The sequence below is a fragment of the Pseudomonas sp. NPDC088890 genome (genome assembly GCF_044900155.1).
Classification (GTDB): Bacteria; Pseudomonadota; Gammaproteobacteria; order Pseudomonadales; family Pseudomonadaceae; genus Aquipseudomonas; species Aquipseudomonas urmiensis.
In genome coordinates, this window is sequence record NZ_JBJDNG010000017.1 from 19,122 (window position 1) to 37,009 (window position 17,888).

General features: G+C 63.0%; 19 protein-coding genes and 1 other RNA gene. 7 read left to right on the forward strand and 13 right to left on the reverse strand.

Annotated elements, in window-relative coordinates; translation table 11 throughout:
• Positions 1 to 37 precede the first annotated feature (37 nt).
• A complete protein-coding gene (locus ACI2JX_RS23665) occupies positions 38 to 352 on the forward strand; it encodes a DUF2388 domain-containing protein (protein WP_264236817.1) in 315 nt (104 codons plus the stop codon).
• A 119-nt stretch (positions 353 to 471) separates the two neighbouring features.
• On the opposite strand, the gene gcvP is transcribed toward ACI2JX_RS23665, so the two are convergent.
• From gcvP to ACI2JX_RS23715, 10 genes are all read right to left on the reverse strand, one after another.
• Positions 472 to 3,345: an aminomethyl-transferring glycine dehydrogenase gene (gene gcvP / locus ACI2JX_RS23670; protein WP_404691105.1), complete on the reverse strand. Its 2,874-nt coding sequence runs from the start codon at positions 3,343 to 3,345 to the stop codon at positions 472 to 474.
• A 187-nt stretch (positions 3,346 to 3,532) separates the two neighbouring features.
• Positions 3,533 to 3,916, reverse strand: a complete 384-nt coding sequence (gene gcvH, locus ACI2JX_RS23675) for a glycine cleavage system protein GcvH (RefSeq protein ID WP_264236820.1) — start codon at positions 3,914 to 3,916, stop codon at positions 3,533 to 3,535.
• Between the two features lie 48 nt (positions 3,917 to 3,964).
• Positions 3,965 to 5,047, reverse strand: coding sequence for a glycine cleavage system aminomethyltransferase GcvT (gene gcvT, locus ACI2JX_RS23680; protein WP_186555846.1), 1,083 nt, complete (start codon positions 5,045 to 5,047; stop codon positions 3,965 to 3,967).
• 124 nt (positions 5,048 to 5,171) lie between these two features.
• Positions 5,172 to 6,794: an ABC transporter permease gene (locus tag ACI2JX_RS23685; RefSeq protein WP_404691106.1), complete on the reverse strand. Its 1,623-nt coding sequence runs from the start codon at positions 6,792 to 6,794 to the stop codon at positions 5,172 to 5,174.
• Between the two features lie 140 nt (positions 6,795 to 6,934).
• Positions 6,935 to 7,936 (reverse strand): extracellular solute-binding protein, encoded by a 1,002-nt coding sequence (locus tag ACI2JX_RS23690; protein ID WP_264236825.1) that lies wholly within the window; start codon positions 7,934 to 7,936, stop codon positions 6,935 to 6,937.
• A 195-nt stretch (positions 7,937 to 8,131) separates the two neighbouring features.
• Positions 8,132 to 9,349 (reverse strand): 2-octaprenyl-3-methyl-6-methoxy-1,4-benzoquinol hydroxylase, encoded by a 1,218-nt coding sequence (locus ACI2JX_RS23695; RefSeq protein ID WP_368973438.1) that lies wholly within the window; start codon positions 9,347 to 9,349, stop codon positions 8,132 to 8,134.
• A 9-nt stretch (positions 9,350 to 9,358) separates the two neighbouring features.
• Positions 9,359 to 9,841: a DUF4442 domain-containing protein gene (locus ACI2JX_RS23700; protein ID WP_186555843.1), complete on the reverse strand. Its 483-nt coding sequence runs from the start codon at positions 9,839 to 9,841 to the stop codon at positions 9,359 to 9,361.
• Positions 9,838 to 11,037 carry a 2-octaprenyl-6-methoxyphenyl hydroxylase gene (ubiH, locus tag ACI2JX_RS23705; protein ID WP_368973432.1) on the reverse strand — a complete coding sequence of 400 codons (1,200 nt, stop codon included), beginning with the start codon at positions 11,035 to 11,037 and terminating at the stop codon, positions 9,838 to 9,840. The genes ACI2JX_RS23700 and ubiH overlap by 4 nt, the downstream gene beginning before the upstream one ends.
• On the reverse strand, positions 11,034 to 12,368 hold the full coding sequence (gene pepP, locus ACI2JX_RS23710) for a Xaa-Pro aminopeptidase (protein ID WP_264236827.1): 1,335 nt from the start codon (positions 12,366 to 12,368) through the stop codon (positions 11,034 to 11,036). The genes ubiH and pepP overlap by 4 nt, the downstream gene beginning before the upstream one ends.
• Positions 12,369 to 12,389: 21 nt before the next feature.
• Positions 12,390 to 12,944, reverse strand: a complete 555-nt coding sequence (locus ACI2JX_RS23715; RefSeq protein WP_186555840.1) for a YecA family protein — start codon at positions 12,942 to 12,944, stop codon at positions 12,390 to 12,392.
• Positions 12,945 to 13,097: 153 nt separating this feature from the next.
• Between ACI2JX_RS23715 and ACI2JX_RS23720 the strand changes: the two genes are divergently transcribed.
• The 4 genes from ACI2JX_RS23720 to ACI2JX_RS23735 all read left to right on the forward strand — a co-directional run bounded on the left by ACI2JX_RS23720 (position 13,098) and on the right by ACI2JX_RS23735 (position 14,507).
• The gene (locus ACI2JX_RS23720) at positions 13,098 to 13,307 is read left to right on the forward strand and encodes a TIGR02449 family protein (RefSeq protein ID WP_186555839.1); all 210 of its coding nucleotides are present in this window, start codon (positions 13,098 to 13,100) and stop codon (positions 13,305 to 13,307) included.
• Positions 13,304 to 13,621, forward strand: a complete 318-nt coding sequence (locus tag ACI2JX_RS23725) for a cell division protein ZapA (protein WP_186555838.1) — start codon at positions 13,304 to 13,306, stop codon at positions 13,619 to 13,621. Before ACI2JX_RS23720 ends, ACI2JX_RS23725 begins: the two co-directional genes overlap by 4 nt.
• A 17-nt stretch (positions 13,622 to 13,638) precedes the next feature.
• A non-coding RNA gene (gene ssrS, locus ACI2JX_RS23730) (6S RNA) lies at positions 13,639 to 13,818 on the forward strand.
• An 80-nt stretch (positions 13,819 to 13,898) separates the two neighbouring features.
• Positions 13,899 to 14,507, forward strand: a complete 609-nt coding sequence (locus tag ACI2JX_RS23735; RefSeq protein WP_404691107.1) for a 5-formyltetrahydrofolate cyclo-ligase — start codon at positions 13,899 to 13,901, stop codon at positions 14,505 to 14,507.
• Between the two features lie 19 nt (positions 14,508 to 14,526).
• Here ACI2JX_RS23735 and ACI2JX_RS23740 read toward each other — a convergent pair whose 3' ends face one another.
• Positions 14,527 to 14,676: a hypothetical protein gene (locus ACI2JX_RS23740; protein WP_186555836.1), complete on the reverse strand. Its 150-nt coding sequence runs from the start codon at positions 14,674 to 14,676 to the stop codon at positions 14,527 to 14,529.
• 175 nt (positions 14,677 to 14,851) lie between these two features.
• On the opposite strand from ACI2JX_RS23740, the gene ACI2JX_RS23745 reads away from it, so the two are divergent.
• Entirely contained in the window at positions 14,852 to 15,304 is a 453-nt protein-coding gene (locus ACI2JX_RS23745) for an EVE domain-containing protein (protein ID WP_404691108.1), read from the forward strand.
• Positions 15,305 to 15,370: 66 nt separating this feature from the next.
• Here ACI2JX_RS23745 and ACI2JX_RS23750 read toward each other — a convergent pair whose 3' ends face one another.
• A complete protein-coding gene (locus ACI2JX_RS23750; protein ID WP_392463870.1) occupies positions 15,371 to 15,775 on the reverse strand; it encodes a flagellar basal body-associated protein FliL in 405 nt (134 codons plus the stop codon).
• 157 nt (positions 15,776 to 15,932) lie between these two features.
• On the opposite strand from ACI2JX_RS23750, the gene ACI2JX_RS23755 reads away from it, so the two are divergent.
• On the forward strand, positions 15,933 to 16,910 hold the full coding sequence (locus ACI2JX_RS23755; protein WP_368973436.1) for an NADPH:quinone oxidoreductase family protein: 978 nt from the start codon (positions 15,933 to 15,935) through the stop codon (positions 16,908 to 16,910).
• A 201-nt stretch (positions 16,911 to 17,111) separates the two neighbouring features.
• Here the strand turns inward: ACI2JX_RS23755 and ACI2JX_RS23760 are convergent, their stop codons facing one another.
• Positions 17,112 to 17,762 (reverse strand): gamma-glutamylcyclotransferase, encoded by a 651-nt coding sequence (locus tag ACI2JX_RS23760; protein ID WP_264236831.1) that lies wholly within the window; start codon positions 17,760 to 17,762, stop codon positions 17,112 to 17,114.
• Between the last annotated feature and the right edge of the window lie 126 nt (positions 17,763 to 17,888).

Below are 17,888 nucleotides of genomic sequence, written 5' to 3' on the forward strand. Positions count from 1 at the left end.
GGCATTTTTCAGCCCTCATCATTCGAGGTTATTCTCCATGCGTCTCAAAACAGCCATTGCTGCTGCTGCTCTGTTCTGCCTGCCCGTTAGCGGCGTCATGGCCGACACGTTCTGGCGTAACGTCATTTCTTCCGGCGCTACCACTGCGTCGACCTACCTGACCTTCAAGGATCACAAGCTGGTGGTCGCCGCACAGGATGATGCCGGTAGCTTCGTGGCCAGTGAAGGGGCGATTCGGGGGCCGTTCCTGGAGGCGGCGATTCGCCAGGTGCGGGCGGATAACCCTGGGGTGGAAGCTAGCGACATGGAGCTGGCCAATGCGATTTTGGCCAAGAATGCGCTAGCTGAGTAACGCTCGGGATAGGGCGAGGGCTCTGCCCTCGTTCGCGGGCAAGCCCGCTCCCACAGGTACAGCGGCGCACAGAACCAGTGGGGGGGCTCACCCGCAAAGAAGTCGTTCTCGCTATACCTTCAGCGATAAGCCTCAACCGGTACACAGGCACAGAACAGGTTTCGGTCGCCATATACGTTGTCGACCCTATTCACCGCTGGCCAATACTTGTGCTGGCGCACATGCGCACTCGGCGCAATACCTTGCTCCAGGCTATACGGCCGATTCCAACCACCCAACACATCGGCCAAGGTATGCGGCGCATGCTTGAGCGGGTTGTCCTCCGCCGGCCAGTTTCCTTCCTGCACTTGGGCAATCTCCGCACGAATCGCCAGCATCGCCTCGATAAAGCGATCCAGCTCAGCCTTTGACTCGCTTTCGGTCGGCTCGACCATCAACGTCCCTGGCACCGGGAACGACATGGTCGGCGCATGAAAGCCATAGTCCATCAGGCGCTTGGCGACATCCTCTTCGCTGATGCCGGTCTGCGCCTTGAGTGGTCGCAGATCGAGAATGCATTCGTGCGCCACGCGCTGATTGCGCCCACGGTAGAGCACCGGGAAGGCGCCACTGAGCTGGCTGGCCAGGTAGTTGGCGGACAGGATCGCCACCTCGCTGGCATCGGCCAGTTGTGGCCCCATCATGGCGATGTACATCCAGCTGATCGGCAAGATGCTCGCACTGCCCCAGGGCGCGGCACTGACTGCGCTGTTGTTAGGGTCCAGGCCAGGCACCGGGACTACCGGGTGGCTGGCGACGAACGGCGTGAGATGGGCGCGCACCCCTATCGGGCCCATGCCTGGGCCACCACCGCCGTGGGGGATGCAGAAGGTCTTGTGCAGGTTCATGTGCGAGACGTCGGCGCCGATATCCGCTGGCCGCGCCAGGCCGACCTGGGCATTGAGATTGGCGCCGTCCATGTACACCTGGCCGCCATGTTGATGGATGACCTCGCAGATCTCGCGAATGCCCTCCTCATACACGCCATGGGTCGAGGGGTAGGTGACCATCAGGCAGGAAAGCCGTTCGCCGGCCGCCTGTGCCTTGGCCTTGAGATCGGCAAGGTCGATGTTGCCCTGCTCATCACAGTCAACGATCACCACCTCCATGCCAGCCATCTGCGCCGAAGCCGGATTGGTGCCATGCGCCGAAGACGGGATCAGGCAGAGCGTGCGCAGTGGCTGCTTGCGGCTGCGGTGATAGCGGGTGATCGCCATCAGCCCGGCATATTCGCCCTGGGCGCCTGAGTTGGGCTGCATGCAGATCGCATCGAAGCCGGTAATGGCGCACAACCAGCTTTCCAGCTCATCGATCATCGCCTTGTAGCCCACGGCCTGGGCCGCGGGGGCGAACGGGTGCAGGTTGGCAAATTCTGGCCAGGTGATCGGGATCATTTCACTGGTGGCGTTGAGCTTCATGGTGCAGGAGCCAAGCGGGATCATTGACTGGTTGAGCGCCAGGTCTTTGTTCTCCAGCTGCTTGAGGTAGCGCAGCATCTCGGTTTCGCTGTGATGCAGGTTGAATACCGGGTGGGCGAGGAACGGCGTGCGCCGCACCAGGGCGCCTGGGATGCCCTCGGGGTGGGCTTGCCGATCCAGCGTGGCGATATCCAGGCCATGGTCAACACCGAGGAACACATCGAACAGGCGCAGCACTGTTGCCTCGTCGCAGGTCTCATCCAGGCTCACGCCCAAGTGCCCCCGGCCGAGAATACGCAGGTTGATCTGCGCCGCTTCAGCGCTTTCGATGACCGCTGCCTGGGTGCCGCCAACCTCAAGCGTGAGGGTGTCGAAGAAGTGCTGATTGAGCCTTTTGATGCCTTTGGCTTCCAGGCCTGCGGCAAGAATGAAGGTCAGCCGGTGCACGCGTTGGGCGATGCGCAGCAAACCTTCGGGGCCGTGATAGACCGCGTAGAAGCCGGCGATATTGGCCAGCAGCACTTGTGCTGTGCAGATGTTGGAATTGGCCTTCTCGCGACGAATATGCTGTTCACGGGTTTGCAGGGCCATACGCAGCGCGGTGTTGCCCCGAGCATCGCGGGAGACGCCGATGATGCGCCCGGGCATGGCCCGCTTGAACTCGTCGCGGCAGGCAAAATAGGCGGCATGCGGGCCGCCGTAGCCCATCGGTACGCCAAAGCGCTGGGTCGAACCGAGCACCACGTCTGCGCCCAGTTCGCCGGGCGGCGCGAGCACGACCAGGCTAAGGATGTCGGCGGCAACGCAGGCCAGCGCCTGCTGCTTATGCAATTGCTCGATCAGCGGGCGCAGGTCGCGCACTTCGCCGTGGGTATCGGGGTACTGCAAGAGCGCACCAAACACCTGATGCTTGGCCAAGTTATCCACAGCGTCGACGATCAGCTCGAAGCCAAAGCCTTCGGCGCGGGTCTTGAGCACCGACAGGGTCTGCGGGTGACAGTGCTGGTCGGCGAAAAACGCATTGCTTTTGCTCTTCGCCACGCGTTTGGCCAAGGCCATGGCTTCGGCCGCGGCGGTGGCTTCATCGAGCAGCGAGGCGTTGGCCAGGTCGAGGCCGGTGAGGTCGATGACCATCTGCTGGAAATTCAGCAAGGCCTCCAGGCGCCCCTGGGCGATCTCTGGCTGATACGGCGTATAGGCGGTGTACCAACCTGGATTTTCCAGCACGTTGCGCAGGATCACGGTCGGCGTGAGGGTGCCGTGATAGCCCATGCCGATCAGGCTGGTCCACAGTTGGTTCTGGGCGGCGTGTGCAGCGAGCTTGGCCAGGGCGGCCTGCTCATCGAGGGCTGCGGGCAAATCGAGGGGGCGGTTCAGGCGGATGCCAGGGGGAACGGTCTGCTCGATCAGTTCGCTGCGGCTGGCGACGCCCAAGGCGTCGAGCATGGCTTTCTGCTCCGAGGCATCAGGCCCCAGGTGACGACGCAGAAACGGGTTGAGCTCTTGCAGTTGACTCAGGGATGGCGACTGGGACATGGCGACCTCTTCCTCGACCAGAAACCCATGCAGGAGCGGCGGTTCGCCGCTGCGGCTTGTCGTGCGACCAGGCCAGCCCTGCCATCAGCGCTGGATGGCAAGGGCCTTGCCCTTGATCGCGGGACAAGCCCGCTCCTACAGAGAGACTTACAAGTCTAGGAAGGGATCGTCGATGTTGCGGGAAAACTTACTCGCCGATGGCGGCAGCGTAGCCAGCAGCGTCCAGCAGTTTGTCCAGCTCGGCAGGGTTGGCCGGCTTGAGCTTGAAGATCCAGGCAGCGTACGGATCGTTGTTCAGCTCCTCAGGGCTGTCACTGAGGGCCTCGTTGACGGCGATCACTTCGCCACCGACCGGCGCGTAGATATCGGAAGCGGCCTTGACCGACTCGACCACGCCAGCGGCATCGCCAGCGGCGAAGACCTTGCCAACTTCCGCCAGTTCGACGAACACCACGTCACCCAGGGCTTCCTGGGCGTGGTCGCTGATGCCCACGGTCACACTGCCATCGGCTTCCAGGCGAGCCCACTCGTGGCTTTCGGCAAAACGCAGGTCGGCGGGGATATTGCTCATGTCTTGTAATCCTCGATAGGGTCAGCGGTCGGTCCGCCAGAAAAATGTTCAGATCAGAATCTTGCCGTGGCGCACGAAGGTCGGTTTGACCACCCGCACCGGGTACCACTTACCACGAATCTCGACCTCGGCCCGGTCGCCGGTAGCCATCGGTACACGCGCCAGGGCAATGGATTTGCTCAGCGTAGGAGAGAAACTACCACTGGTGATCTCTCCTTCGCCAATCCCGGCGACACGTACCACTTGATGCGCACGCAATACACCACGCTCTTCGAGCACCAGACCGACCAGTTTTTCCTGCACGCCGTGCTCGATTTCCTTGAGCAGGCCGGCACGACCGATGAAGTCGCGTTCAGCGGGCTCCCAGGCGATGCACCAGCCGAGGTTGGAGGTTTGCGGGGTATGCTGCTCGTCGATGTCCTGGCCGTAGAGGTTCATCCCGGCTTCCAGGCGCAGGGTATCGCGGGCACCGAGGCCACTGGGGGCGATGCCGGCTCCGACCAGGTCGTTGAAGAATGCCGGGGCTTGCTCACCCGGCAGGATGATCTCCAGGCCATCTTCACCGGTATAGCCGGTGCGGGCGACGAACCAGTCGCCTTCGATCACCCCTTCGAACGGCTTCAGCTCGCGAATCACCGCTGCACGTGGGGCACTGACCAGCTCGGCAACTTTGTCGCGGGCGCGGGGGCCCTGGATGGCCAGGATCGCCAACTCCGCACGTTCTTCGAAACCGACTTCGTACCCTGCACTATGCGCGTGCAGCCAGGCCAGCACTTTGTCGCGGGTGGCCGCGTTGACCACCAGGCGATAGCCATCTTCAGTGCGATAGACGATCAGATCGTCGACCACCCCGCCGTCATGGTTGAGCAGGGTGCTGTAGAGCGCCTTGCCGATACCCTCAAGACGGGCCACATCATTGGCCAGCAAGTGCTGCAACCAGGCCGTGGCGGCGTTGCCGTAGACATCGATCACGGTCATGTGCGAGACGTCGAACACCCCGCAGTCACTGCGCACCTGATGGTGCTCCTCGACTTGCGAGCCATAGTGCAGGGGCATGTCCCAACCGCCGAAATCGACCATTTTGGCGCCTAGCGCCAGATGCAGGTCGTACAGAGGCGTGCGCTGTCCCATGGGTTTCTCCTTCCGGGCGTGGCGAAGCAGCGGCGGTCGGCAACGTTTAATCGTCACCTTTTCTTGTAGGACCCGCCGCAGCGAATGCCGCGCATTGTAGCCGCAAGGGCGCGGACTGGCATCCTCAGTGAGTGTGACCCGGGCGCCGAGCTGAACGGCGAATCAGCCCGATGACCGGCAGCAAGCCGACCATCACCAAGGTCAAGGCCGGCAGCGAAGCGCGTGCCCATTCACCTTCGCTGGTCATCTCGAACACCCGTACCGCAAGGGTGTCCCAGCCGAACGGACGCATCAGTAAAGTCGCCGGCATCTCTTTGAGGACATCGACGAACACCAGCAAAGCGGCGCTCAGGGCACCAGGCACCAACAGCGGCAGATATACCTTGAAAAACAATCTTGGCCCGCCCACCCCAAGACTGCGCGATGCCTCCGGCAGGGACGGACGTATGCGCTCCAGCGTGCTTTCCAGCGGGCCATGGGCCACGGCGATGAAGCGCACCAGATAGGCCATCAACAAGGCGGCCAGGCTGCCCAGCAGCAAGGGTTTGCCGGCGCCGCCAAGCCACTTGGACAGTGGCACCACCAACTGATTGTCCAGGTAACTGAACGCCAGCATGATCGACACCGCCAGCACCGAGCCAGGCAAGGCGTAGCCAAGGTTGGCCAAGCCGACCCCGGCCCGGATAACTCTGGTTGGCGCCTGGCGGCGGGCGAAGGCCAGCAGCAGCGCGACACTCACGGTGATCAACGCTGCCATGGCGCCCAGGTAAAGGGTGTGCAGCACCAGGCCGACATAGCGCTCATCCAGATCATGCCGACCGCGTTGCCAGAACCACGCCAACAGTTGCAGCAGCGGAATGACGAAGGCGCAGGCAAACACCAGCATGCACCAGCCGCTGGCCGCCAGCGCCTTGAAGCCGCGCAAGTGATACAGCGCCTGCCCGCGTGGCCGCTCGTTGCCAGTGCGGCTCGCCCCGCGAGCGCGGCGCTCGCCGTACAGCACCAGCATCACCACCAACAACAGCAGGCTGGCCAGTTGCGCTGCGCTGGAAAGGCTGAAGAAGCCGTACCAGGTCTTGTAGATCGCAGTGGTGAAGGTATCGAAGTTGAACACCGCCACCGCGCCGAAATCTGCCAGTGTTTCCATTAGCGCCAGGGCAATGCCCGCCCCGATAGCCGGCCTGGCCATCGGCAGGGCTACCCGCCAGAAGGCTTGCAGCGGCGACATGCCCAACACTCGCGCGGCTTCCATCAGGCCCTTGCCCTGGGCGATGAAGGCGGTACGCGCCAGCAGGTAGACATAGGGGTAGAACACCAACACCAGGACGATGATCACGCCGCCGGTAGAGCGCACCCGTGGCAGGCGCATCGGCCCGAACACCTCGCGCAGCGCGCTCTGCACAGGCCCGGCGAAATCCAGCAGGCCGACGAAGACGAACGCCAGCACGTAGGCCGGGATGGCGAATGGCAGCATCAACGCCCAGTCTAGCCAGCGCCTGCCGGGAAACTCGCAGAGGCTGGTCAGCCAAGCCAGGCTCACACCAAGCACGGTTACCCCGAGGCCCACGCCCAGCACCAAGGTCAGGGTATTGCCCAGCAGACGGCTCATCTGCGTGTCGAGCAGGTGCGACCAGATCTGCAGGTCGATCGACTGCCACGAGAGCAGCAGGACGCTCAGGGGCAGCAGGACCAGGGCGGCGACCAGGGAAACCGGGAGGTACCAGCGACGTTGCGGGGCGTGGGACAAAGCTCAATCCTGAGTGAAAATGGCGAATGCATCGCGGGGCAAGCCCGCTCCCACGCCAGCCGCGTATGCACGGTGTGCGTGGGAGCGGACTTGCCCCGCGATACGGCCTGCAAGGGCCGCAGAAGGATAAAGCCTGGCGCTTAGTTCCAGCCAGCCCGATCCATCAAGCGAATAGCTTCTGCCTGACGCTTGCCCGCCACTTCCACCGCAATGCTGTCAGCCTTGAAGCTGCCCCACGCCGCAACTTCCGCAGAAGGCTTGACCTTAGGGTTGGCCGGGAACTCCTGGTTGATGTCGGCAAACAGCTTCTGCGCTTCTTCACCGGTCATCCATTCCACCAGTTTCGTGGCCGCCTCAGGGTGTGGCGCATGCTTGGTCAGGCCAATGCCCGAGAGGTTGACGTGTACCCCACGGTCGCCCTGGTTAGGCCAGAACAACTTGATCGGCAGGCTCGGCTGCTGCTTGTGCAGGCGGCCATAGTAGTAAGTGTTGACCACGCCCACATCGCACTGGCCAGCCTCGATGGCCTGGAGCACGGCGGTATCATCGGAGAACACGTCAGTGGACAGGTTGTTGACCCAGCCCTTGATGATCTGCTCGGTCTTGGCCTCGCCGTGGTTCTCGATCAGGGTGGCGGTCAGCGACTGGTTGTAGACCTTTTTCGCAGTGCGCAGGCACAAGCGGCCTTCCCAGTGCTTGTCGGCCAGGGCCTCGTAGGTGCTCAGCTCTTCGGGTTTGACCCGCTCGGTGGAGTAGGCGATGGTTCGTGCGCGCAGACTCAAGCCCGTCCAGTCATGGGAGCTGGAGCGATACTGGGCGGGGATGTTGGCGTCGATGACGTCCGACTTGATCGGCTGCAGGATGCCCATCTGCTCGGCTTGCCAGAGGTTACCAGCGTCGACGGTGAGCAGCAGGTCGGCCACGCCGTTGTCGCCCTCGGCCTTGATGCGCTGCATCAGTGGGGCTTCTTTGTCGGTGATGAACTTGATCTTGACGCCGGTCTTGGCGGTATAGGCGTCGAACACCGGCTTGATCAGCTCATCGATGCGCGAGGAATACACCACCACTTCGTCCGCCGCCTGGGCTGTGCCGCCGAACAGGGTCAGGGCCAGGGCGGCCAGTAGGGGCTTGCGTGGCAACATCGGGGTAACTCCTCGCGGGTTCTAGAGGTGCAAATGGTAGTGTTTCCCATTATGCGACTCACCCTTACAGGCGTTACCAGATGTTGCCATTTCCTTCTTGAGGGGCCAGCAAGCTCCGCCAGCGCCCACACACATTGCGAAACTCTATAGGCGCTGGCGCAGCCTGCGACGGGCCGCAAAGCGGTCGCAAGAACCTCAGGCCCGAGCCAATTCCGGCAAATCCCCAGAAAGCCCCAACGCCTGCCGCACGAACAGCGCCTTGGCCTCCGGCATCTGCTCAACGATCCTCAACCCGCTATTACGCAACCAACGCAGCGGCAACGGATTAGCCTGGAACAACCGCTCAAAGCCCTCCATTGCCGCCATCAGCGCCAAATTGTGCGGCATGCGCCGACGCTCATAGCGACTGAGCACCTTCACATCCGCCAAACGCTCACCCCGCTCGCAGGCACGCCCAAGCTCTTCAGCCAGCACCGCCGCATCGAGGAAGCCCAGGTTGACTCCCTGCCCGGCCAGTGGGTGGATCACATGCGCAGCATCGCCGATCAGCGCCAGCCCTTCATCCACATAGCGCTTGGCATGGCGCTGACGCAGCGGCACACACACCCGTGGGTCGGCCTCCAGCACTTCGCCCAGACGGCCCTCAAAAGCCCTGCCTAGCGCCTGGCAGAACGCTTCATCGTCCAACGCCATGGCCTGCTCGGCCTGCTCGGGGGTGGTCGACCAGACAATCGAGCACCAATGCTGCCCGTCGTCGCGGGCCAGCGGTAGAAACGCCAACGGCCCCTCATCGGTGAACCGCTGCCAGGCGGTCGCCTGGTGCGGCTCGCTGCAGCGCACGCTGGTGACGATCGCCTGATGCAGGTAATCCCACTCGCGCGTTTGGCAACCGGTCAGGCGCCGCACCGCCGAGTTGGCGCCGTCCGCCGCCACCACCAACGGTGCGCGCAGACGCCGGCCATCGGCCAGGGTCAGCAGCCACTCGTCACCGGAGCGGCGCATCTGTTCCAGACGGGCGTTGGCCAGCAGGCCAATATCGCTGTCGTGCAGCCGATCCAGCAGGCCATCTTGCACCACCCGGTTCTCGACGATATGGCCCAGTACCTGGGCGTGCACACTGGCCGCAGAGAAGTGGATCTGGCCAGTGCCGCTGCCATCCCAGACATGCATGTCCGAATACGGCGAAGCCCGCCGCGCAGCGATACCCTCCCAAGCGCCCAGGCGCTCAAGAATGCGCTGGCTGGCCGCCGACAGGGCACTGACACGGGGCTCGAACGCCGCCTGTGGATCAAAGGGTTTGACCGACAGCGGGCCGCCGTCGAGGAGGAGAATTTCCAGGCCGCTGTGGCGCAACGCCAGGGCCAGTGCGCTGCCGACCATACCGGCACCGACAATCAACAGATCTGCGCGCATTTCCATGCTTTACGCCTGCCTCGCTTGCGGCTTGAGCCGTACATAAAGGGTTTTATCGACCCGCGCCACCAGCTCACCGGCACCATCGCGGATATCGACCTGCAGACGGGGCAGGTACTTCTTGCCGCTGGCGGTCTGCTGGCGGATGTCGTCGAGCATCGCGTCGTCGACATGAAACTCGGCGTACACCGGGCCTTTGCCAGGGGAGATGAAATCGATGCTGGCGGCTTTATCCCAGACGATGTATTCGCGGCCCAGGCGCTCGATCAGCAGCAGCATGTAGAACGGGTCGACCATCGAATACAGGCTGCCACCGAACTGGGTGCCGACATAGTTGCGGTTCCAGCGGGTCAGCTTCATGCACACCTTGACGCTGCTCATGTCCGGGCTGATGTGCTGCACACGGATACCGGCGCCCAGGTAAGGCGGGTAGAAGTTGAGCAGCCAGCGCAGCATCCGGGCCTTGCGCGCGAGCTTGCGTGGGTCGCTCATGCGCGACCCCGCAGGTCAGGCCGAGTGCCCAGGCCCATGGCCTGGCGGGCGAACCAGCGTTTGGCCGGTGGCAGCAAGTCGAGGCCCAACAGGCCGAGGTTGCGCCCGGCTGCCAGCAATGGCTGGCCGCTGCCAAATACGCGAGTGACCTGGTCGGAAAAGCCGATGGTCAGCGCCTGGTCCACACGCTGACGCTGGTGATAGACCTGCAAGGTCGCCAGATCGCCCGGCTGCGCTGGGCCGGCCAACAAGCCTTCGGCGAGGGTCTGCACGTCGCGCAGGGACAGGTTGAAGCCCTGCCCGGCAATCGGGTGCAGGCTGTGCGCGGCATTGCCCAGCACGACCAGATGGGGGCGCACCTGCTCCTCGGCCTCGACCAGCGCCAGCGGGTAGAGGTGACGCACGCCAACCTGGCGCAGTGCGCCCAGGCGATAGCCGAACACGTCCTGCAACTCACGCAGGAAGCTACGCTCGTCGATTTCGGCAAGGCGCTTGGCATCCATTCCCTGGCGGGTCCAGACCAGCGCGCAGCGGTTCTCTGGTAATGGCAACAACGCCATCGGGCCTTGCTCGGTGAAGCGTTCAAAGGCTTGGCCAGCATGGGCCTCGCCGGGGCTGATATTGGCGATCAGCGCGCTCTGGTCGTAAGGTCGGCGCCGCACATGGATGCCCAGTTGCTCACGCAGGCCGGAACGCCCCCCATCGGCCAGCACCGCCAGGTCGCACTCAAGGCTGGTGTCGTCATCGAGCTGCAAGCGATAGCCGCCCTCGATCGGCTGCATGGCCTTGACCTCGGCCGGGCAGCGCCAGCTGACCACGTCGCGGTCCAGGCTTTGCCACAGGCACTGGCCAAGCCAGGCATTTTCCACCACGTAACCCAGCGCAGGCACGCCTTCTTCGCTGGCATCCAGACGGGTAGCGCCGAAGCGGCCCCGGTCGGACACGTGGATCTGGCGGATTGGCTCGGCGCGCGGGCTGAGGGTTTGCCACACGCCAAGTTGCTCGTAGATTTGCCGAGTGCCGAACGACAGCGCTGACGAGCGCGCATCGTAGCTCGGCTGGAAGCTGTCGCCCGGCGCGAACGGCTCGATCAACAGGATCTTCCAGCCCCGCGCCTTGGCGCCGGCCTGCAAGGCCAGGGCCAGGCTGGCGCCGACCAGGCCGCCGCCAATGATCGCCAGGTTGACCCGGCTCATGCCACGTCCCTGCGTGCGTCAGCCATCAGCGCCTCGATCTCGGCGACCGTACGCGGCACGCCTGAGGTGAGAATTTCACAGCCTTGCTTGGTCACGACCACGTCGTCCTCGATCCTGATCCCGATGCCACGCCATTTCTTCGGCACATCCTGGTTGTCGGCGGCAATGTAGATGCCCGGCTCGACGGTCAGCGCCATGCCCGGTTCGAGCACTCGCCACTGGCCACCGACCTTGTATTCACCGACGTCGTGCACATCCATGCCCAGCCAATGCCCTGCGCGGTGCATGTAGAAGGCGCGATGCGCCTCGGCGTCGATCAGCGCCTGCACCTCGCCTTTGAGCAGCCCCAGCTCGACCAACCCTTCGGTGATCACCCGCACGGTCGCTTCATGGGCATGGTTCCAGTGCTTGCCAGGGGCGATCTCGGCAAACGCTGCCGCCTGAGCCTTGAGCACCAGTTCGTAGATCGCCTTCTGCTCTGGCGAAAATCGCCCGCTGACCGGGAAGGTGCGGGTGATGTCGCTGGCATAGCAGTCGATCTCGCAACCGGCGTCGATCAACACCAGATCGCCGTCCTTGAGCAAGGCGTCGTTCTGCTGGTAGTGCAGGATGCAGCCGTTGCGCCCGGCAGCGACGATCGAGCCGTAGGCCGGCATCTTCGCCCCGCCCTTGCGGAACTCGTAGTCCAGCTCGGCTTCCAGGCTGTATTCGTAGAGTCCGGCGCGACAGGCCTGCATGGCCCGCACATGGGCGCGGGCGGAAATGTCCGCAGCAGCGCGCATCACCTTCACCTCTGCCGCCGATTTATACAGACGCATGTCGTGCAGCAGGTGATCCAGGGCAACGAATTCGTTCGGCGGCTGGGCACCGAGGCGCGCCTTGGAGCGTATGACGTTGATCCAGTCCATCAGCCGGCGATCGAACTCGGGATTGCTGCCCATGGCGGTGTAGACCCGATCGCGGCCTTCGATCAGACCCGGCAGGATCTCGTCGATATCGGTGATCGGGAAGGCGTCGTCGGCGCCAAAGTCGCGCACAGCGCCTTCCTGGCCTGCGCGCAGGCCATCCCACAGCTCGCGCTCAGGGTTACGCTCACGGCAGAACAGCACGTATGCGCCATGCTCCCGGCCAGGAATCAGCGCGATTACCGCCTCTGGCTCCGGAAAGCCGCTGAGGTATTGGAAGTCGCTGTCCTGGCGGTACACATGCTCGACGTCGCGGTTGCGAATGGCAACCGCGGCGGCTGGCAAGATGGCGATGCTGTTGGGGACCATCTGCGCCATCAGCGCCTTGCGCCGACGGGCATACTCCGCCTTGGGTATGTGGCTCATGGGCAAACGACCCCGTTCAGATCAATGCAGCGATGGCTTTGGCGCGGGTGCTGCTGGCGTGTTCAACTCCGTGAACAGCAACAGCGGGGCGACGCGCAGGTACTCCATGACCTCCATGTAGTCGCTTTCACCGTCCTCGGACTCTTCCAGCGCTTCCTGGACCTGCGAAATGGCCACCAGATCCTGCAGCACTTCCTTGGCGTCGGTGGACAGGTCCTTACCGCCGGCATTCAGGCCGAAACCACTGATGAAGCCCTGGCACCACTGGCCCAGCGCGGCGGCACGGTCAGCCAGCGCCGCGTCGTCGGTCGGCAGCAGCAGGACGATGGCGACGTCTTCGCCGGTGAGCTCGGCCTTGACCATCTCTTGCAGGCCGATCAAAGCATTGCGAACTGTGTCACCAGGCTCGGTCTCGAGCAGCTGGGCTGCGTCAGCCAGCCAGGCATCGGCATCGAACCCTGCGCCGGCGCAGCTGCGGCCGATCAGCAGGCCATGCAGCTCGGCAGGGGTGACAGGGTGGCCATTGCTCGAAAGCAACATGGCGAAGGCGATGTAGGGCGATTGTGTATTGGGCATGGGCTGCTAGGCGCCAGACGGCGCAATGTCTAGAATGAAGACCTTGTATCCTAGCACCGGCAGGCGCGCCAAGACCATCGGCACTGGCCGCCGAGGGCCTGGCACAGGCATGATCGCCAGGCAGTCAACGATGGAGCGAAACGAGTGCAACCCATGCAAGACAACGACCTGCAAGCGCTGATGAGCCGATTTGAGTTGCTGATCGAGCGCGTCGAGCAACTTAAACGGCAAAATGCACTCCTAGTAGCTCAGGAAAAATCCTGGCGCGAAGAGCGCGCCCACCTCATCGACAAGAACGAGATCGCAAGGCGCAAGGTCGAATCGATGATCTTGCGGCTCAAGGCCCTGGAGCAAGACTCATGAGTTCAAGCAATAGCGTCACCGTCCAGATCCTCGACAAGGAATACTCGATCATCTGTCCGCCCGAGGAGCGCAACAACCTGGTCAGCGCGGCACGCTACCTGGACGGCAAGATGCGTGAGATCCGCAGCAGCGGCAAGGTGATCGGCGCTGATCGCATCGCGGTCATGGCAGCGCTGAACATCACCCACGAAATGCTGCACCGTCAGGACACTCCGGATGTGGTCAGCGGCGGCACTACCCGTGAGCAGGTGCGTGACCTGCTGGAGCGGGTCGACAATGCATTGGCCGACGACACGGGTACCAAAAACGGCTGAGGTTGGTATACTGGCGCCACTCCCTGGGGGATGCGCCAGTCGGTTATGTCCCTGAGCCGATACGCACAACCACGGGGGTTGCACGCTGGGGCCGGTGTGCATGTCCGCCCGACGGAAAGCCTTAACGCCCCCTGCAATCTCCACCTTGAACTTTCGGGTTCAAGGGCTACACCGATAGCGGTCTTATCGGGGAGCCTGAATGCTTCATTGCCCGCCTCCTCGGCGGGCAATTGGTTTGGCCGCTATGGCGGCCGACACCTCTGGGAACGCCCGTGCCATGACCGACACCGCGCCGCTCACCCGCCCTCAACTTCGCCGCCTGCTGCGTAATGCCCGCCGCGCCCTTACCCCGGCCCAGCAACGCCAGGCGACCCTCGGCCTGTACCGCCAGCTTGCGCAGCACCCGCTGTTTCGCCGGGCCAAGCACATTGCCCTGTACCTTCCCAACGATGGCGAGATCGACCCACGCCTGCTGCTGCGCGAAGCTCAACGCCGGGGCAAACGCACCTATTTGCCCGTGCTGCATGCCTGGCCAGCGACGCGCATGGTATTTCAGCGATTCGAGCATGGGGAAAAACTACGGCCCAACCGCTTCGGAATTCCGGAACCTGTAATCGAGCGCAAGCGGCAACGGCCAATCTGGGCGCTGGACTTGATCCTGCTGCCGCTGGTGGGCTTCGATGAAGTGGGTGGGCGACTGGGTATGGGCGGTGGCTTCTATGACCGCAGCCTGGCCTATCAGGCACGTCGCAAGTACTGGAAGAAACCGCTACTGCTGGGGCTGGCCCATGAGTGTCAGAAAGTAGAACGACTGGCCCAGGCCAGTTGGGATGTGCCGCTGCAAGGAACGGTCTCGGACCGCGGCTGGTACCTGGCACGCAACTAAAGGCGCGCCAGGCCAAGGCTTAGCGTTGTTGCGGGGCAGACTCGACGGGGGTCTGGTAGGCGATGTCCATCTTGCGCTCCCAGAAACTCTGCGCATAACCGGTGGTGACAACCCCCAGGCCGAAAATGAAGGCCAAGACCCACAGCAGGTCCGGTTTGCGTTTGTTCATCGATTGCCCCCCTAGGCAAACTGTTCTGGCTCGCTAGCTTTTTCGGTGCTGGCGGAGCATGTCGCTTAAAATCGGCGCATTTTCCGACAACGTGCGTCGACACGCAAACGTTGACGCCAACCGGCTGTCGGTTTCATGCAACAGGTTATTTCAAACTTTGTCAGGAGCAGCATCCATGGCCTATTGGCTGATGAAATCCGAGCCCGACGAGCTCTCCATCGAAGCCTTGGCCCGCCTGGGCGAGGCGCGCTGGGACGGCGTGCGCAACTATCAGGCGCGCAATTTCCTGAGGGAAATGAGCGTAGGCGACGCGTTCTTCTTCTACCACTCCAGCTGCCCGCAACCAGGCATCGCCGGTATTGCCAAGATCACTGCGGCGGCCTACCCGGACCCGACTGCGCTCGACCCTGAAAGCCACTATCACGACGCCAAGGCGACTGCCGAGAAAAACCCGTGGAGCGCGGTAGATGTAGCGCATGTGCAGACGTTCAAGCAGGTGTTGGGGTTAGGCCTGCTCAAGCAACAGACTGCACTTGAGGAGCTGCCGCTGGTGCACAAAGGCACGCGGCTGTCGGTGATGCCGGTTAGCCCAGAGCAGTGGGCGGCGATCATGGCCCTGGCTAGGTGACGTGACGCGCTGGCTGACCCAGCTTTTTCGCATGCTCGCCGGCGAAAAGGCTGGGTCGATATCAAATCACTGCACAATCAAGTTATTGAACAGCAGATCCTCGACGATCGGCTTGCCTTCTTCGGCTTCCATCACCTGCTGCACCTGCTTCAGGGCTTCCTGACGCAGCCTCTCCTTGGCCTCGACGTTGCTCATGTTATCCACAGCCTGCTGGGTGAACAGCGCCACCAGCTGGTTACGGATCAGCGGCTCGTGGTGCTTGACCGCAGTGGCGGCGGCGTCACCGGTTACTCGCAGGGCCACGTCAGCCTTGTATACGCGCAGCTTGGGGCTACCATCGAGGGCGTAGTTGCCGACAAAGGGCGGGCTCAGGCTGATGTAGGAAACCTTCGGCTCCCCTTCCTTGGCTGCCTCGGCCATGGCCGTCGCTGGCAGCAGCAGCGCCAGTACCATCAAGATCCACGCTTTCACGAATTCGCTCCTCAATACAGTTGGCGCCAGCTTACCCAGCACTTCGTTCAAACCCAAGCCCAGGCTTATGCCAGCCCATCAGGCCGGGCCATGCTCATTGACCCGGCACCTGGCCCTCTTACACTTATCGGCCACCACACGCAAAGGAATAGCCCCGATGAAAGCTGTGTTGTGCAAAACCCTTGGCCCAGCGCGCGATCTGGTGCTGGAAGAGGCGGCCAGCCCTACGCCAAAGATCAACGAGATCCTGCTCGACGTGCACGCCGCCGGGGTCAACTTCCCCGATACCCTGATCATCGAAGGCAAATACCAGTTCCAGCCGCCACTGCCATTCTCGCCAGGTGGCGAGGCCGCAGGGGTAGTGGCCGCCGTGGGCGCGAAAGCGGGTGCCTTCAAGGTCGGCGACCGGGTCATGGCCCTGACCGGCTGGGGCGCCTTTGCCGAGCAGGTGGCAGTGCCGTTCTATAACGTGCTGCCAGTGCCGCCGAGCATGGACTTCACCACTGCTGCGGCGTTTGGCATGACCTACGGCACCTCGATGCACGCCCTGCGCCAACGCGCCAACCTACAGCCAGGGGAGACCTTGCTGGTACTCGGCGCTTCGGGGGGTGTAGGGCTTGCCGCAGTGGAGATTGGCAAGGCCATGGGCGCCAAGGTGATCGCCGCCGCCAGCAGCGAAGAGAAACTGCAGGTGGCCAAGGCCGCCGGCGCCGATGAGGTGATCGACTACAGCAAGGCCAGCCTGAAGGATGAAATCAAGCGCCTGACGGGCGGCCAGGGAGTAGATGTCATCTACGACCCAGTAGGTGGCGAGCTGTTCGACCAGGCTGTGCGTGGCCTTGCTTGGAATGGGAGATTGCTGGTGGTGGGTTTTGCCAGTGGAACGATTCCGCAGTTGCCGGTGAACCTGGCGCTGCTCAAGGGTGCCTCGGTGGTCGGGGTGTTCTGGGGATCGTTTGCCCAGCGCCAGCCTGAGGATAATGCAGCCAACTTCCGTCAGTTGTTTGCCTGGCATGCCGAAGGCAAGTTAAAGCCACTGGTGTCGCAGACTTATCCACTGGCGGAGGCCGGGGCGGCAATCGAGCGACTGGCGCAGCGCCAGGCTGTGGGTAAGTTGGTGGTGCTGGCCAGGTAAGGCTTTAGATCCTCAATGTCGCTTCTGGCCTCTTCGCGGGCAAGCCCGCTGCCACAGGAATAGCGGTGTCTTTGATGTCGATGCGGTATCTGTGGGAGTGCCCGTCACCGCACTCACAGGTACAGCGCAGCCCTCAATGACAACTCGGCCCCTGTGGGAGCGGGCTTGCCCGCGAAGCGGCCGGTGCAGCCGACAAATACTTCAGACCTCACGCAAGTTGTGGCAACGCCTGAACCGCGCCTCAAGATTACGATCGGGCATCTGGTGACTGCGCAGTGCATTGAGGGTCTGCTCGACGTAATCCCGGGTACTGCCATAACGCCCTTTGGCGCTGGCCAGAATCTGGCTGAGCAAGCCATCCGGCAGATCACCGGCATAGCACGGCAGATGCCGCTCCAGAACAAACCCTAGCGCCTGAACCTTGCTGCCATCATTCAAGCGGCAAGTCAGCCAATGCGGCCGATACGCAGGGTATGGCATCTCGCGCTGCCACAAGGCCATGAGCGAGTCATCCAGATTGCTCTCCTCCAGGCGATAGGCAAAGCCACTGCATGAGCCGCCACGATCGAGCCCGAACACCAGCCCTGGGCACTCCGGCGTGCCGCGGTGCTCATGCGACCACAGGTACAGCCCGCGATGATAGCCATGCACCCGCGCCCGCTGGCGTTCGACCGAATGACATTCTGGGCGCCAGATCAGCGAGCCATAGGCAAATAGCCACACCGGCCCACCGTGATGGCGCGCCATGGTCGACTGCATCGAATTGAACAATTGCTCGCGAGTCAGTTGCTGACCGAAGTCGAGCGACGGCGGATAGGGTACCTGCCAAGATAGACTTTCAATTGCCGACATAAGCTGCCGCCATTATTCCCCGAGAACTCACGAAGAACGCCACTGTAACTCAGTGACGCTCCACTGGACTTACCGTACGGCAGAAAGTATCCATCGCACAAGCCCCCATGCACACCTGAGCCGCCG

Bases quoted from the DNA above. Each gene is read 5' to 3' on its own strand.
- ACI2JX_RS23755 (WP_368973436.1), top strand. From the start codon at position 15,933: ATGAAAGCTGTGTTGTGCAAAACCCTTGGCCCAGCGCGCGATCTGGTG.
- ACI2JX_RS23745 (WP_404691108.1), top strand. From the start codon at position 14,852: ATGGCCTATTGGCTGATGAAATCCGAGCCCGACGAGCTCTCCATCGAA.
- ubiH (WP_368973432.1), bottom strand. From the start codon at position 11,037: ATGAGCCGGGTCAACCTGGCGATCATTGGCGGCGGCCTGGTCGGCGCC.
- gcvH (WP_264236820.1), bottom strand. From the start codon at position 3,916: ATGAGCAATATCCCCGCCGACCTGCGTTTTGCCGAAAGCCACGAGTGG.
- ACI2JX_RS23720 (WP_186555839.1), top strand. From the start codon at position 13,098: ATGCAAGACAACGACCTGCAAGCGCTGATGAGCCGATTTGAGTTGCTG.
- gcvT (WP_186555846.1), bottom strand. From the start codon at position 5,047: ATGGGACAGCGCACGCCTCTGTACGACCTGCATCTGGCGCTAGGCGCC.
- pepP (WP_264236827.1), bottom strand. From the start codon at position 12,368: ATGAGCCACATACCCAAGGCGGAGTATGCCCGTCGGCGCAAGGCGCTG.
- ACI2JX_RS23700 (WP_186555843.1), bottom strand. From the start codon at position 9,841: ATGAGCGACCCACGCAAGCTCGCGCGCAAGGCCCGGATGCTGCGCTGG.
- ACI2JX_RS23715 (WP_186555840.1), bottom strand. From the start codon at position 12,944: ATGCCCAATACACAATCGCCCTACATCGCCTTCGCCATGTTGCTTTCG.
- ACI2JX_RS23690 (WP_264236825.1), bottom strand. From the start codon at position 7,936: ATGTTGCCACGCAAGCCCCTACTGGCCGCCCTGGCCCTGACCCTGTTC.
- ACI2JX_RS23725 (WP_186555838.1), top strand. From the start codon at position 13,304: ATGAGTTCAAGCAATAGCGTCACCGTCCAGATCCTCGACAAGGAATAC.
- ACI2JX_RS23695 (WP_368973438.1), bottom strand. From the start codon at position 9,349: ATGCGCGCAGATCTGTTGATTGTCGGTGCCGGTATGGTCGGCAGCGCA.
- ACI2JX_RS23740 (WP_186555836.1), bottom strand. From the start codon at position 14,676: ATGAACAAACGCAAACCGGACCTGCTGTGGGTCTTGGCCTTCATTTTC.
- ACI2JX_RS23735 (WP_404691107.1), top strand. From the start codon at position 13,899: ATGACCGACACCGCGCCGCTCACCCGCCCTCAACTTCGCCGCCTGCTG.
- gcvP (WP_404691105.1), bottom strand. From the start codon at position 3,345: ATGTCCCAGTCGCCATCCCTGAGTCAACTGCAAGAGCTCAACCCGTTT.
- ACI2JX_RS23665 (WP_264236817.1), top strand. From the start codon at position 38: ATGCGTCTCAAAACAGCCATTGCTGCTGCTGCTCTGTTCTGCCTGCCC.
- ACI2JX_RS23760 (WP_264236831.1), bottom strand. From the start codon at position 17,762: ATGTCGGCAATTGAAAGTCTATCTTGGCAGGTACCCTATCCGCCGTCG.